Genomic DNA, 14250 nt, shown 5'->3' with positions numbered 1-14250 from the left:
CCCCGGCTCACCCACTGAGCTACAAGGGCGTATCTCGACAACCGCTACCACCCGAGCCATCCCTGGCGCTCAATGGCGCCGGCAGGCTGCCAGGTGTGCCGGCGGCTGCTACTGGTGTTCGCAGACGCACCGGAATGGTAGTCGATGACCATCATCCATGCAGAACCTGCCCGAGGAAGGCCTGCAGGCGCGCATGGCCGGAGCCGGTGAAGAACCGCTCGGGCGCATCGACGTGAGTGATCCGCCCCGACTCCATGAACACGACACGGTCGGCAACCGCGCGTGCGAATCCCATCTCATGGGTGACCACGCACATGGTCATCCCCTCGGCGGCCAGAGCCTTCATCACGTCGAGTACCTCGCCGACCTTTTCCGGATCGAGGGCGCTGGTGGGCTCGTCGAACAACATGACTTCCGGATTCATCGCGAGCGCGCGCGCGATCGCGACGCGCTGCTGCTGGCCGCCGGAGAGCTGTCCCGGGTAGTGGTTGTGCTTGTCGGCGAGCCCGACTTTGTCCAGCAGATGCAGCGCGCGCTCGCGTGCCTGGACATCGCCAATGCGCTGGACGATGCGCGGTGCCAGCGTCAGGTTCTCCAGCACCGTCCGGTGTGGGAACAGGTTGAACGATTGGAATACCATGCCGACACGCGTGCGCAGACGGTTGAGGTCGGTCCGCGGGTCGTGCACCCGCTCGCCGAGCACCCGGACGTCTCCGCTGCTGATCGGCTCCAGCGCATTGAGCGTGCGCAGCAGCGTCGATTTGCCCGAGCCGCTGGGCCCGACGATGCAGACGACCTCGCCTTTCTCGACGGTGAGCGATACATCGTCGAGCGCGACCACGCCGTTGGCGTAGGTCTTGCAGACGCCACGGACTTCGATCAAGACATCAGCCATGGGCGAGCCTGCGTTCGAGGCGCCGGACCCACAGCGACAACGTGCCGGTCAGCAGCAGGTACATCGCCGCGACGGTGAACCAGACTTCGAAAGGACTGAACGTCGAGCTCACCACTTCGCGGCCGGCCTTGGTGAGATCGGTCAGCGCCATCACCGACACCAGCGAGGAATCCTTGATCAGATTGATGAATTGTCCGGCCAGCGGCGGCAGGGATTTTTTCAGCGCCTGCGGCAGGATCACGTGGCGCATCGCCTGTGCATACGACAGTCCCAGGCTGCGCGCCGCCTCCATCTGCCCACGCGGCACGGCCTCGATGCCGGCACGCACGATCTCGGCGACGTAAGCGCCGGTAAACACGGCCAGAGCGGCGACGCCGGCGGTGAAGGCCGACAGATCCAGCACGGTGCCGACGAAGAAATAGAAGATGAAGATCTGCACGAGCAGTGGGGTACCGCGGATGATTTCGACGTAAGTCGCGGACAACGCACGCGCTGCCGGATTACTGGCCACACGTGCAAGCCCGGCGAGGACACCGATGATGAGTGCAAACACCAGCGAGATCGCCGACAGCTTGAGCGTCAGCCACAAGCCCCAGGCGAGTGGACCCGGCGTGATTCCGCTGCGGATCGCGATGACGTCGTTTTCGAGGACGAGATCGCCGTCGCCAACGGTGATACGGTCGAATCCGTGGATTTCGGCCGTTTCGGCCGTACGCAGGGCGCTGAGCCGGATCGTGCGGCCATCGTCGGCGAGTGCAACGAAACCGTCGAACGGCGCAAGGATTTCCTCGCCGTCGAAGCTGACGATGTACTGCGGCACCCGGCTCCAGTTCCAGTCGTAATCGACACGCTGGGCGGCGGCGTAGATACCCCAGGCCAGGGCCGCGAGCAGTGCCACATAAAGCGCATACCAGATCACGGCACGCAGCAGGCGGTCAGTTCGCGACATGCTGCAGCCACGCGGTGTTTTCGAACCATTTCTTGTACAGCGCGTCATAGACGCCGTCGTCCTTGATCTGGCGCAGGAAATGGTTCAGCCAGTTGAGGAAGTCCGGATCGCCCTTGCGCACGGCCCAGCCCAGGGCCTCGCGCGTGAACGGCTCTTTGAGATGGACCAGCGCATCCGGAAACTGCGCCGCATAGACGACGTTGTAGGGCATGTCGTAAACGAAAGCGTCGGCGCGCCCATTGCGGACTTCCATCGCCGCGTCGGCCTCGCTCTCGAAGCTCTTGATGCGGGCCTTGGGCATGTACCGCCGCGCCGCGATCTCGCCGGTGGTGCCGAGCTTGGTGGCGATCGTGTAGCGCGGATCGTCGAGCTGGCTGTAAACGGTGATCGTGTGCTCATGCTTGCGCGCGAGCAGCACGGTCTGGCCGATGTAAATGTACGGATCGGTGAAATTGACCTGCAGATTGCGCTCGGGCGTGATCGTCATCCCGCCCATCAGTACATCGAACTTGTCGGTCAACAGCGCCGGGATGATGCCATCCCACTGCGTGTTGACCAGCGTCAGTTTCACGCCCATGGCCTTGGCCATCAGCCGCGCGATGTCAACGTCGAAGCCGATGATGTTGCCCTTCTTGTCACGCATCTCGAAGGGCATATAGCCGGCTTCGAGGCCGACCCGCAGCTCGCCGCGCGCAAGGATCCGGTTGAGCGTGCTTTTCTCCCATAGCGCCTGGTCGGCGCTCCATGCAGGCAGTGCAACCCACAACCCCAGCAGGGCACCCAGGATTTTCCTCATGCGCAAGATTCGGGTCACAGGACAGGATTAGACTCGTTCCATTACAGCAGAACCGGTCCTGGGCATGCGAGAGGATTTTCGCCCGCACCTGACGTGGATCGACGCACAGCTCCCCATGCTGCGCGACGCGGTGCTGCGCCTTGCGAACCGCAATTCGGGCAGCCTGAACGCGGCAGGAGTCCGCGCGGTGGCTGAGGAGATGCTCGCATACTTCGCACCGCTGGGTTGCACGCATGAGTGGATCGACGTTGCGCCGCTGCGCACGACGGCGGACGACGGCAGGTTGTGCGAAACCCCGCTCGGCCCCGCGTTGCGGCTGCGCCAGCGTCCGGAGGCGCCGCTGCAGATCTTTCTGGGCGGGCATCTCGATACGGTGTTCGCACCCGAGCACCCGTTCCAGCACGCACGACAGGAGGACGAGGACACCCTGCATGGACCCGGAGTTGCAGACCTCAAGGGCGGGTTGATGGTCATGTGGGCGGCCCTGGCCGCGCTCGAACGCAGCCCGTGGCGCGCGCACATCGGCTGGGAGGTGCTGCTCAACCCGGACGAGGAAGTGGGCTCGCAGGGTTCGGATCCGCTGCTCAGGGAAGCCGCAGCCCGCCATCATTTCGGGCTGATCTTCGAACCCGCCCTGCCGGATGGCAGTCTCGCCTCGGCGCGCAAGGGCAGCGGCAATTTCGATGTGATCGTGCATGGCCGCGCCGCGCACGCCGGGCGCAATCCGGAAGCGGGGCGCAATGCGCTGTGCGCCGCCGCGGGCATCATCCAAGCGATCGACCGCCTCAACGGTCAGCGCGAGGGCGTCACCTTCAATCCCGGTTATGCCCACGGCGGCGGTGCACTCAACGTCGTCCCGGACTTGTGCGTATTCAAGTTCAACGTGCGTACGGCGCACCCCGATGACGCCGCCTGGGTCCAGACCCGGCTCGAGACCCTCCTCGCGCAAAGCCAGCGCGACGGCATCCGCATCACGCTGCGCGGCGGCTTCACACGCCCGCCCAAAATCGTCGATGCGCATCATCGCAGACTCATGGACCTGCTCGCGGACTGCGGCCAGCGCCTCGGCACCCCGCTGACCTTCAAACCGACCGGTGGTTGCTGCGACGGCAACAACCTCGCCGCCTACGGACTGCCCAACGTGGACAACCTCGGCGTCGTCGGGCGCGACATCCACTCCGACCAGGAACGCATGCGCATCTCCTCGCTGACCGAGCGCGCGAAGATCTGCGCGCTGCTGCTGTTGCGCCTGGCCAGCGGCGAACTGTGCTGGAACTGACATGCGCCTGATCCGACCGATCCGCCTCGACGATCTCGACGCACTGCTGGGCATGGCCCAAACCGCCGGCGCCGGGTTCACCTCGCTGCCGCCGCAGCGCGACACGCTGCGCGCCAAGATCGAGCGCTCGCTCGAATCGTTTGCCGATCCCGTCGAGCGCCCCGGCCACCAACGCTACATGTTCGTGCTCGAGGAAACCACGAGCGGGGAGATTGGCGGCTGCTGCGCGGTGGAAGCGGCCTGCGGACTCGACGAACCCTTTTACAACTACCACGTCGGCCTGACCGTGCACGCCAGCCGCACCCTCGGCGTCTATGCACGGGTGCCCACCCTGTATCTGTCGAACGATCTCACCGGCGCCAGCGTGCTGTGCTCGCTGTATCTGTCGCCACGCTTCCGCAGCGAAGGCATCGGCCACCTGCTGTCGAAGTCGCGTTTCCTGTTCATCGCCGGATTCCGCGAGCGCTTTGCCGACAAGATCATTGCCGAGATGCGTGGCGTGTCGGACGAATCCGGGCGCTCGCCGTTCTGGGAAGGGCTCGGCCGGCATTTCTTCAGCATCGAATATGGCGATGCCGAACACATCGTCGGCCAGGGCAACAAGGCCTGCATCGCCGAGCTGATGCCCAAGCATCCGATCTATACGGTGCTGCTGCCACAGGAGGCGCAGCAGGTCCTCGGCCAGGTCCACCCGCAGACGAAACCCGCGCTGCGGCTGCTCGAGCAAGAGGGATTCCGCTACCAGCACTACGTCGATATCTTCGACGGCGGACCCGTGGTCGAAGCCCCGACCGGTGCGGTGCGTTCGATCCGTCGCTCGCGCGTGGTACGCGTGCAGATCGGCACGCCGGACCGAGACGGCGGCAGCGCACATTTGATTTCAAACCTATCCCTGGGTGAATTCCGCTGCGCACTCGCCACGCTCGCGCCGCAGCGCGACCGTGTCACGCTCGATGCTGCGCTCGCCCAGGCGCTGCGGCTCGAAGCCGGCGATGGTGCGCGCATCGTCGCGCTGTGACGGAGATGCCCATGCGCACCGGACGGCTTTTCATCGATGGGATCTGGCGTGAGGGCCGAGGTTCGCCGCTCGCGAGTTTCGCGCCACACGATCTGCACGTGATCTGGCGGGGCCATGCCGCCGACGCCGGCGACGTCGATGCCGCTTTCCGCGCGGCGCGCGCCGCCTTTGCCCGCTGGGCCGATCTCGACGTCGCCGAGCGCGAGGCGATCATCAAGCGCTTCGCCGATGCGCTCAAGACCGAGCGCGAAACGCTCGCACGCTGCATCGCCGAGGAAGTCGGCAAACCGCTGTGGGAAGCGCGCACCGAAGTCGAGGCGATGATCGGCAAGATCGATTTGTCGATCCGCGCCTATCATGCCCGCACCGGAATGCATGAGCAGCCGACCGAGTTCGGCCGGCACGTCTTGCGCCACCGGCCGCACGGTGTCGTCGCCGTGTTCGGCCCCTACAACTTCCCCGGCCATCTGCCCAATGGCCATATCGTGCCGGCTCTGCTCGCCGGCAACACCGTGCTGTTCAAACCCAGCGAGCAGACACCGGCCACTGCCGAGTTGACCGTGCGCCTGTGGCAACGCGCGGGCATTCCGCCCGGCGTACTCAACCTGTTGCAGGGGGAACGCGAAACCGGCGCAGCCATTGCTGCGCATCCCCAGCTCGACGGCCTCTATTTCACTGGCAGCGAACGCACCGGCACCCTGCTGCATCGCCAGTTCGCCGGCCATACCGGGCGCATCCTCGCGCTGGAAATGGGCGGTAACAACCCGCTGATCGTGCGTGAGGTGTCCGACTGCGATGCCGCGGTGCTGACCGTCGTGCAATCCGCCTTCATCACCACGGGTCAGCGCTGCACCTGCGCGCGGCGCCTGTTCGTGCCGGGCGGAGCCTGGGGCGATGCCTTCCTGCGCCGTCTGTGTGGTGTCACCGAAACCCTCGCCATCGACCGCTGGGATGCCGAACCCCAGCCATACATGGGGCCCGTGATCAGCCCGCAGGCGGTGGATCAGCTATGCGCTGCGCAGGACCGTCTGCTGGCTCTCGGAGCCCGTGCATTGCTGCCGATGCGCGCACGCAGCGCCGGCAGCGCTTTCGTCTCACCAGCGGTGCTCGATGTCAGCGCCGTCAGCGATCCGCCCGATGAGGAATACTTCGGCCCGCTCTTGCAGGTGATCCGTTACACGGACCTCGACGAGGCGATCGACGGCGCCAACCGCACCCGCTTTGGCCTGGCTGCCGGGCTCATCAGCGACGATGAGCGCGAGTACGAACGCTTCTGGCGGCGGATCCGCGCCGGTATCGTCAACTGGAACCGGCCGACAACCGGCGCCTCCAGCGCCTATCCGTTCGGCGGCATCGGCGCCAGCGGTAACCATCGGCCCAGTGCCTATTACGCGGCCGACTATTGCGCCTATCCGATGGCGAGCAGCGAAGCTCCCCATGCCCGCATCACCGGCACCTTGCCACCGGGGGTGAAGCTGTGAGCGCGCAGGTGCATCGCACGGCGATCGAAGCCAATTTCGACGGCCTGGTCGGACCGACCCACAACTACGCGGGCCTGTCCTTCGGCAACGTCGCATCCGCACGCAATGCACAGAAAACCTCGAATCCGCGACAGGCCGCACGCCAGGGCCTGATGAAAATGCGCGCGCTGCTCGATCTCGGCCTGGCCCAGGGCGTGCTGCCTCCGCAGGAACGCCCCCATCTGCCCACCCTGCGCCGGCTCGGCTTTACCGGAACAGACGCCCAGATCCTGTCCAAGGCGCGCCGCGCCGCACCGGAGCTGCTCGCTGCCGCAGCTTCCGCCTCGGCGATGTGGGCGGCAAATGCCGCCACCGTCTCACCGAGCGCCGACACTGCCGACGGGCGTGTGCATTTCACGCCAGCGAACCTGTGCAGCCACCTGCACCGTGCCATCGAGACGGAAACGACCGCGCGCGTGCTCAAGGCGATCTTCCCGGACCCGAGTCTGTTCGCGCACCATGCCCCGTTGCCGGCCACGCCCGCCCTGGGCGACGAGGGCGCCGCCAACCACACCCGTTTGTGCAGCGAATACGGCGCGCCGGGACTCGAGCTGTTCGTCTATGGCCGTGGCGTCTTCCAGCAGCCGGTGCCGCAGCGCTTTCCGGCCCGGCAGACACGGCAGGCCTGTGAATCGATTGCGCGACTGCACGAGCTGTCGATGCCAAGCACTTACTTCGCGCAACAGCATCCGGACGCCATCGATCACGGTGTCTTCCACAACGACGTCATCGCCGTCGGCAACCGCGAGGTGCTGCTCTACCACGAACAAGCCTTCGTCGATGCGCAAAGCCTGCGCAGCTGGATCTGCACGCACTTGCAGGGCGAACGCCGACCGGTGTTCATCGAAGTGGCTGCCGATGAGGTGAGTCTCGACGAAGCGGTTGCGTCCTACCTGTTCAACTCGCAGCTCGTCTGCCCGCCGGCAGGCGGCATGCACCTGATCGTTGCACGTGAATGCGAAGAACATCCGCGCGTCTGGGCCGCGATCCAGCGCATCGTCGCCGACCCTGCCAATCCGATCGACCGTGTGCACGTCTTCGATCTGCGGCAATCGATGAACAACGGCGGCGGGCCCGCCTGCCTGCGGCTGCGCGTGGTGCTGACCGACGCCGAGCGCGCAGCGGTGAACCCCTGCGCCTGGCTGACGCCGGAACGCGCCGATGCGCTGCTGGCCTGGATCGACCGCCATTATCGCGACCGCCTCGACCCCGACGATCTCGCCGATCCCCAGCTCCTCGAGGAAAGCCGCACCGCGCTCGACGAGCTGACCCGTCTGCTCAAACTCGGCAGTCTCTACGACTTCCAACGCACCGGATGACCGACGTCGTCTTTCGCTGGTACGACTGGCATGCGCTCGATGCCGATACGCTGTATGGCCTACTCAGGCTGCGCGCGGATGTGTTCATCGTCGAGCAGCAGTGCGCCTACGCCGACATCGATGGACTGGATCCACGGTGCCTGCACCTGTGCGGTCACGATACGGACGGGAACCTGCTCGCCTATCTGCGCCTGCTGCCGCCGGGCGTGAAAGTGCCGCAAGTCGCCATCGGCCGCCTGGTCGTGCACCCATCGGCGCGCGGCGGCGGCTTGGGGCGCCGCGCGATGCGCGAAGCACTCATGCAGTGCGCCGAACGCTATCCGGGGCAGAGCGTGTTTCTCTCCGGCCAGGCGCACTTGCAACGGTTTTACGCCTCGCTTGGTTTTGCGCCGATCTCGGCTCCTTATCTGGAAGACGGCATTCCCCACATCGACATGCTGCGCAAGACCCCCTGAAGGCTATACTCCAGACGTCATCCACCATCCGACCCGTGTACACCGAGTTTTTCCAGCTCCGGGAGATGCCTTTTTCCATCACCCCGGACCCAGCTTTTCTGTACATGTCCCCGCGCCATCAAGAGGCGCTGGGGCATCTGCTGTACGGCACCGGTCAATATGGTGGTTTCGTGCAGCTCACCGGGGAGGTCGGCACCGGCAAAACCACGATCGTGCGCACGCTGCTCGAGCAGAAGCTGTCGGACGTGGATGTCGCGATGATCCACAATCCGCGGCAGAGCGAACAGGAATTCGTACAGTCCATTTGCGATGAGCTGAACGTCCCCTACCAGCGCGAGGGCGCAACGCTCAAAACGCTGGTGGATGCGCTCAACGAGCATCTCTTGCGTGCACATGCCGCCGGCCGCCGCACCGTGCTGATCATCGACGAAGCCCAGAATCTGACCCCGGGGGTACTCGAGCAGGTGCGGCTGCTGACCAACCTGGAGACGAGCAAGGAGAAACTGCTGCGGATCATGCTGATCGGTCAGCCCGAGCTGTCCGCACTGCTGGCACGGCCGGACCTGCGCCAGCTCGCCAGCCGTATCACGGCGCGCTATCACCTGACACCGCTCTCGGCGCAGGAGACGCGCGAGTACGTCGAACATCGCCTGCGGGTGGCCGGCTGCCGCGCGCCGATCTTCTCGCCGCGCGCGCTGGATCTCGTTCACCGGTACTCGCGCGGCGTGCCGCGGCTGATCAACATCATCTGCGACCGCGCGCTGCTCGGCGCGTATGCGCAACACCTGCGCACCGTCGATGCCAAAACCGTCCGCAAGGCCGCCCGCGAAGCCATGGGCGCGTTACCGCAGGTTTTCGACCCGGGCGCGCCGCTGCGCTGGCGCTGGATCGAAGCGGCCTGGCTCGTCGCGCTGCTGGTGTGCACGGCACTGTTCATTTACAGCTACACCCGCGACGAACCGCTGCTCGCGACAGTCCATCCGGCGGCGCCCCAACCCTCACCGCCGCCACCGCCGACCGACGCGACGACCGACACGGCGACCGACACACCGCCGCCCGTGCTGATGCCCAAGCTGCCGCTTGCCACGATCGAGGATCTGGAGCGGACCGCACAGCCACTGAGCATCGTGGTCGGGCGGCTGATCCGGCTGTGGGAGCCGCGTTTGGTAATCCCGAGTGGTGAAAACGTCTGCGCCGCGCTGCGCGTGCGCGCACTGGAATGCTATCGCACGCAAGGCGAGTGGACCGATCTCGAACAGATGGACCGGCCAGCGATCCTGACGCTCAAGCTGCCGGGCTCCGGCGAACAGCATTTCCTGCTGCTCGAACTGGGCAAGGAACATGCACTGCTCGATACCGTGCTCGGTCCGCTGCGCCTGCGCCGGGCCGATCTCGACAGCGTATGGTCCGGCGAATTCCTGCTGCTGTGGCGACGCCCGACGCAATGGACGTATGTCGGCCCCGGCAGCAGCGGACCGGACATCCCCACCCTGTGGCGCCGGCTCGCCGAATCCAGCGGAGTTCCCGTGCCCACGCCGGTGCCGACACAGTTCGACGAGAGGCTGGCTGCGGCCCTCAAATCCTTTCAGGCCGAGCGCGGTCTCGTCGCGGATGGCGTCGCCGGCATCCGCACGCTGATCGCACTCAGCGATGGCCTTCCGGACACGCCCACCTTGAGCGGAGGGCGGCCGTGAGCTACATCCTCGACGCCCTGCGCCGGGCCGAGCGCGAACGCACGCTCGGGCAGGCTCCGAGCGCCGAAACACTGGTCACCGTCGCGCCGCCCGTGCAGCGGCGTAATCCGCGCCTGCTCGCGCTCGCGGCGGCGACGCTGATCCTGCTTCTTGCAATGCTCGCGGCGTGGTGGCTACGACGCCCCCCCGCACCGGCGCAATCGATGCCGGCACCGGCTGCACAACCCCAGCCTGGCGACCTGCCGCAACCGATACTCCAGGCCGCCGCAGCCGACGCCGAATCCCCGCCGCTGGGCGGATTACCGGTGTTCGAGGACGACAGCGCGATCGCGACCCTGGACGACGTCACCCCGCCTTTCCAGGCCCGTGCACCCGATCGCGCCGCCACGCCACCGCCGGCGGTCGAACAGAGCGCACGGCCGGCCGAAACCAGCGCGCCACCATCGATGCCGGAGCCGACGGCGCCGACCGAACCCCCGGCGCAGATACCGGATACCGCGAAACCCGAACCACCGCTGCCGCCCAGCGGCGCGCCGCCGCTGCTACGCGACATGCCGCCGGCGTTTCGCGCGCAATTCCCGGCTTTGAACCTGCAAGTGCACGTCTATGACCCGCTTGCGGAGAAACGCTGGGTCATGATCGACGGCCGCCGCTACCGCGAAGGCCAGGCCCTGGACAGCGGCCCCGTCATCGTGGACATCACGCCGGATGGCGTGGTCTTCGAGCTGCAAGGCGAACGCGTGTTCTGGCCACTGGTACGCTGAAACCGCGCGGAGCTTTTCAGGCGTTTGCCGCCTCGCGGGGAGCCGCAAGGGCTGCACAGACCCGCTCCAGACGGGCAAGCCCCTCGCTCACATCGGCCTCGGTGATGTTGAGCGCGGGCGCAAAGCGCAGTACATCGGGCCCGGCCACCAGCAGCCATAGGCCCTCGGCGAGCGCGGCATTGACGATGTCCTTGGCGCGCCCCTTCCAGGCCTCGGCCACCGGCGCGCCGAGCAGCAAGCCCATACCCCGCGCAGGGCCGAACAGGCCATAGCGGGCCGAGAGCACGTCAAGGCCTGCCCGCAACTGCGCCGAGCGCTCGGCGACGTTGCGCAACAGTGCCGGATTCGAGACTTCATCGAGCACCGCAGCGGCCACGGCACAGGCGAGTGGATTGCCTCCGTAGGTCGAACCATGGGTGCCAAAGGCGAGCACCTCGGCAAGCGATCGGGTGGTCAGCATCGCCCCGATCGGGAAACCGCCGCCGAGCCCCTTGGCCGTCGTCAGCACGTCGGGCACGATGCCGAACTGCTCATAGGCGAATAGCGTACCGGTGCGGCCATTGCCGGTTTGTACCTCGTCGTAAATCAGCAGGGCCTGATGCTTGTCGCAGAGGGCGCGCACCGCGCGTGCGAATTCTGCTGTCGCCGGCATCACCCCGCCCTCGCCCTGCACCGGCTCCATGACCACCGCGCAGACGGTATCGTTCATCGCCGCTGCGAGCGCATCCGCATCATTGAATGGCAGATGCCGGATACCGCCGGGCAAGGGCTCGAAGCCCTGCGTGTACTTGGGCTGGCCACCGACGCTGACGGTGAACAGCGTGCGCCCGTGAAACGCGTTGTGAAATGACAGGATGGTGTTCTTGTGTGGTCCGAAGCGGGTATTCCCCCAGCGCCGCGCGAGCTTGAACGCCGCCTCGTTGGCCTCGGCGCCGGAGTTGCAGAAAAACACCCGCTCGGCAAACGTCAGCGCAACCAGCCGCTGCGCGAGCCGCAGCGCCGGCTCGTTGGTCATCACATTGGACACATGCCAGAGTCTGCCGGCCTGCTCGGTGAGTGCGGCAACCATCTTCGGGTGCGCATGACCGAGCACGGTCACGGCGATGCCGCCAGCGAAATCCACGTATTCGCGCCCCTGCTGATCCCACAGCCGCGAACCCTGGCCGCGTACCGGGATGATCGGCGCCGGCTGGTAATTGGGCACCATCACTTCATCGAAGGTGGCGCGCGTGACTTCGGACATGAAAACCTCCGGATACTGGAGCAAGGACAATGACGTGCCGTCACCTGCACGCCATTGTGAGACCCTCACTCGAACGGCTTTGTATTTCCAAGCAGATGCTGCGGTAGATGCTGCGGATGCCCGATACGGCATAGGCGGCTACACCGCCCGGGTCTGGCTTACCGACTGCGTGCGTCAAGCCTCATCCCGCACACCTTCCGCGCCGGGCGACGGGCAAGGGTTGCACGGGCTCATCCAGCCGCACTGCCGGCGGCGAGTATACGCGCAATCGACACCGTACCGGCAGCGGACGAGCACCGATGAGATCGCCCAGCGAGGCGCGCCTTCAACGATTGCGGAACCGGGGCGGCCGCTTCTGGACGAAGGCCGCCGCGCCTTCGATGAAATCCTGCGTGCGCCCGCATTCACGCTGCAACTCGGCCTCGAGCTGCAACTGCACAGTCAGATCATTACCGAGCGCCGCCTGCAGCGCGCGCTTGATGCGCGCAATGGCCAGCCCCGGGCCGGATGCCAGCCGCCGCGCCAGTGCCAGCGCCGTCGGCAGAAGCTGTTCGTCATCGACGACATCCCAGATCAGCCCCCAGTCCTTCGCATCCTGTGCCGAAAGGCGCTCGCCGAGCAGGGCCAGTCCCATGGCGCGCTGCGCCCCAACCAGACGCGGCAGAATCCAGGTTGCCCCGGCATCCGGGATCAGCCCGATGTGGACGAAGGCCTGCAGGAAATACGCCGAACGCGCCGCCAGGGTCAGATCCGCCATCAGCGCGAGGCTGGCACCGGCACCGGCGGCCATGCCATTGACCGCGGCGATGATCGGCTTCGGACAAGTGCGCATCTGCAACACGAGCGGGTTATAGCAGGCCTCGAGCGCATGGCCCAGGTCGAGCCTGCCCTCGGCATCGCGCGGCGGCTGCGCCGCGTTGGCGATGAGATCCGCGCCCGATGAGAAACCGCGCCCCTCCCCGGTGAGCAGGATCGCGCCCACGGCATCGTCCGCCGCGTAGCCTTCGATCGCACGGCGTAGCCCGTCGAGCAGATCCGGCGTCAGTGCGTTGAGTGTCTTGGGTCGGTTCAAGCGGATCACCGCGACACGGTCCTCGACCGCACACAGCAGGCTTCGTTCGTCCATACGCAACTCTCAGTCGAGGATCGAGCGGGCGATGATTTCCTTCATGATTTCCGAGGTGCCCGCGAGGATGCGGTGGATGCGTTCATCCTCGTACAACCGGCAGATCCGATATTCCTCCATGTAACCGGCTCCGCCGTGTAGTTGCACACCCTCATCGACCATGCGGCCATTGAGCTCGCTGGTGTACAGCTTGGCGCGCGCGGCGTCCTCGGCGCTGAGCCGGCCTTCGTTGTGCTCCTCGACGCAGCGGTCGACGAAAGTCTGCGCGATCTCGATTTCGGCATCCAGCGCCGCGAGCTTGAAGCGCGTGTTCTGCATCTTGGACAGCGGCTTGCCGAACACCTTGCGCTGGCGCACGAACGCCTTGGTCAACTCCATCGCGACACGCGCGGCGGCGATGTTGCCGCAGGCGGCGATCAGGCGTTCCTCGACCAGCCCTTTCATCAGGTGATAAAAGCCGCCGTGGACCGCGCCCAGCACGTTCTCCTTGGGAATCTTGACGTCGCGGAAGAACAGTTCGGCGGTATCCTGGGATTTCATGCCCATCTTCTTGAGCATGCGTCCGCGCTCGAAACCCTCCATGCCGCGCTCGACGATGAACAGCGTCAGGCCATGCGGATTGTCCGGATGCGTGCGGGCGGCGACGATGACCACGTCGGCGAGGATGCCGTTGGAGATATAGGTCTTGGCGCCGTTGAGCAGCCAGTAGTCGCCTTTGTCCTCGGCCCTCGTCTTGATGCCGGCGAGATCCGACCCGGCGTCGGGTTCCGTCATCGCAATCGCGAGAATCTTCTCGCCGCTGACGAAGTGCGGGATGAACCGCCGCTGCTGTTCCGCCGTGCCGAAATGACGGAAATACGGCGCCACCAGGCGGCTGTGCAAAGACATCAGAAAACCGCTGTCGCCGTGGGCGGCGTTTTCCTCGATGAGGATTTGTTCGTAGCGAAAATCATCAAGGCCGAGCCCACCATAAGATTCGTCCGCCCAGATGCACAAAAAGCCTGCGGCCCCTGCCTTGCGGTAAGCCTCGCGATCGACGATGCCGGCGGCGCGCCAGCGCTCGGAGTGCGGTCCGATCTCGGTCTGGAAGAACCTGCGCGCGGCATCGCGGAACAGGTCCATCTCGGGGGGCAAAGGTTTGCGCTGCATGCCTGGGTTCTCGGGAGGACAAAAGATGGATCGGAACAATGAC

At 66.0% G+C, this 14250-nt stretch carries 13 protein-coding genes; 7 read left to right on the top strand and 6 right to left on the bottom strand.

Annotated elements, in window-relative coordinates; all coding sequences use genetic code 11:
* Positions 1-151 precede the first annotated feature (151 nt).
* Genes BMZ48_RS04785 through BMZ48_RS04775 form a run of 3 tightly spaced genes read right to left on the bottom strand, consistent with a single transcriptional unit; the run spans position 152 to position 2640 of the window.
* Complete coding sequence (locus tag BMZ48_RS04785) at positions 152-895, bottom strand: amino acid ABC transporter ATP-binding protein (protein WP_091532435.1); 744 nt, start codon at positions 893-895, stop codon at positions 152-154.
* Positions 888-1844, bottom strand: a complete 957-nt coding sequence (locus BMZ48_RS04780) for an amino acid ABC transporter permease (RefSeq protein WP_091532433.1) — start codon at positions 1842-1844, stop codon at positions 888-890. The genes BMZ48_RS04785 and BMZ48_RS04780 overlap by 8 nt, the downstream gene beginning before the upstream one ends.
* Positions 1831-2640, bottom strand: coding sequence for a transporter substrate-binding domain-containing protein (locus BMZ48_RS04775; RefSeq protein WP_091532432.1), 810 nt, complete (start codon positions 2638-2640; stop codon positions 1831-1833). Before BMZ48_RS04775 ends, BMZ48_RS04780 begins: the two co-directional genes overlap by 14 nt.
* A 64-nt stretch (positions 2641-2704) precedes the next feature.
* Between BMZ48_RS04775 and BMZ48_RS04770 the strand changes: the two genes are divergently transcribed.
* The 7 genes from BMZ48_RS04770 (at position 2705) to BMZ48_RS04740 (ending at position 10689) form a co-directional block, all read left to right on the top strand.
* On the top strand, positions 2705-3919 hold the full coding sequence (locus BMZ48_RS04770; protein WP_091532430.1) for a hydrolase: 1215 nt from the start codon (positions 2705-2707) through the stop codon (positions 3917-3919).
* Between the two features lies 1 nt (position 3920).
* A complete protein-coding gene (gene astA / locus BMZ48_RS04765; protein WP_091532428.1) occupies positions 3921-4937 on the top strand; it encodes an arginine N-succinyltransferase in 1017 nt (338 codons plus the stop codon).
* Between the two features lie 11 nt (positions 4938-4948).
* Positions 4949-6418 carry a succinylglutamate-semialdehyde dehydrogenase gene (gene astD / locus BMZ48_RS04760; protein WP_091532426.1) on the top strand — a complete coding sequence of 490 codons (1470 nt, stop codon included), beginning with the start codon at positions 4949-4951 and terminating at the stop codon, positions 6416-6418.
* Complete coding sequence (astB, locus tag BMZ48_RS04755) at positions 6415-7776, top strand: N-succinylarginine dihydrolase (RefSeq protein ID WP_234981519.1); 1362 nt, start codon at positions 6415-6417, stop codon at positions 7774-7776. Before astD ends, astB begins: the two co-directional genes overlap by 4 nt.
* A complete protein-coding gene (locus BMZ48_RS04750; protein WP_091532424.1) occupies positions 7773-8231 on the top strand; it encodes a GNAT family N-acetyltransferase in 459 nt (152 codons plus the stop codon). The genes astB and BMZ48_RS04750 overlap by 4 nt, the downstream gene beginning before the upstream one ends.
* 104 nt (positions 8232-8335) lie before the next feature.
* Positions 8336-9925 carry an ExeA family protein gene (locus tag BMZ48_RS04745; RefSeq protein ID WP_234981518.1) on the top strand — a complete coding sequence of 530 codons (1590 nt, stop codon included), beginning with the start codon at positions 8336-8338 and terminating at the stop codon, positions 9923-9925.
* On the top strand, positions 9922-10689 hold the full coding sequence (locus BMZ48_RS04740; RefSeq protein ID WP_091532419.1) for a general secretion pathway protein GspB: 768 nt from the start codon (positions 9922-9924) through the stop codon (positions 10687-10689). The genes BMZ48_RS04745 and BMZ48_RS04740 overlap by 4 nt, the downstream gene beginning before the upstream one ends.
* Before the next feature lie 16 nt (positions 10690-10705).
* On the opposite strand, the gene BMZ48_RS04735 is transcribed toward BMZ48_RS04740, so the two are convergent.
* The 3 genes from BMZ48_RS04735 to BMZ48_RS04725 form a co-directional block, all read right to left on the bottom strand.
* Positions 10706-11932 (bottom strand): acetylornithine/succinyldiaminopimelate transaminase, encoded by a 1227-nt coding sequence (locus tag BMZ48_RS04735; RefSeq protein WP_091532484.1) that lies wholly within the window; start codon positions 11930-11932, stop codon positions 10706-10708.
* Positions 11933-12257: 325 nt separating this feature from the next.
* A complete protein-coding gene (locus tag BMZ48_RS04730; protein ID WP_091532417.1) occupies positions 12258-13058 on the bottom strand; it encodes an enoyl-CoA hydratase-related protein in 801 nt (266 codons plus the stop codon).
* A gap of 9 nt (positions 13059-13067) precedes the next feature.
* The gene (locus tag BMZ48_RS04725; protein ID WP_091532415.1) at positions 13068-14207 is read right to left on the bottom strand and encodes an acyl-CoA dehydrogenase family protein; all 1140 of its coding nucleotides are present in this window, start codon (positions 14205-14207) and stop codon (positions 13068-13070) included.
* Between the last annotated feature and the right edge of the window lie 43 nt (positions 14208-14250).

Source organism: Fontimonas thermophila, from assembly GCF_900113085.1.
GTDB classification, from domain to species: domain Bacteria; phylum Pseudomonadota; class Gammaproteobacteria; order Nevskiales; family Nevskiaceae; genus Solimonas; species Solimonas thermophila.
Note: the sequence above shows the minus strand (reverse complement) of the source record. Positions and strands in the feature narration are given on the sequence as shown.

Coding starts and splice junctions, on each gene's coding strand:
- BMZ48_RS04785 (WP_091532435.1), bottom strand. CDS start 895: ATGGCTGATGTCTTGATCGAAGTCCGTGGCGTCTGCAAGACCTACGCC.
- BMZ48_RS04780 (WP_091532433.1), bottom strand. CDS start 1,844: ATGTCGCGAACTGACCGCCTGCTGCGTGCCGTGATCTGGTATGCGCTT.
- BMZ48_RS04775 (WP_091532432.1), bottom strand. CDS start 2,640: ATGAGGAAAATCCTGGGTGCCCTGCTGGGGTTGTGGGTTGCACTGCCT.
- BMZ48_RS04770 (WP_091532430.1), top strand. CDS start 2,705: ATGCGAGAGGATTTTCGCCCGCACCTGACGTGGATCGACGCACAGCTC.
- astA (WP_091532428.1), top strand. CDS start 3,921: ATGCGCCTGATCCGACCGATCCGCCTCGACGATCTCGACGCACTGCTG.
- astD (WP_091532426.1), top strand. CDS start 4,949: ATGCGCACCGGACGGCTTTTCATCGATGGGATCTGGCGTGAGGGCCGA.
- BMZ48_RS04750 (WP_091532424.1), top strand. CDS start 7,773: ATGACCGACGTCGTCTTTCGCTGGTACGACTGGCATGCGCTCGATGCC.
- BMZ48_RS04745 (WP_234981518.1), top strand. CDS start 8,336: ATGTCCCCGCGCCATCAAGAGGCGCTGGGGCATCTGCTGTACGGCACC.
- BMZ48_RS04735 (WP_091532484.1), bottom strand. CDS start 11,932: ATGTCCGAAGTCACGCGCGCCACCTTCGATGAAGTGATGGTGCCCAAT.
- BMZ48_RS04730 (WP_091532417.1), bottom strand. CDS start 13,058: ATGGACGAACGAAGCCTGCTGTGTGCGGTCGAGGACCGTGTCGCGGTG.
- BMZ48_RS04725 (WP_091532415.1), bottom strand. CDS start 14,207: ATGCAGCGCAAACCTTTGCCCCCCGAGATGGACCTGTTCCGCGATGCC.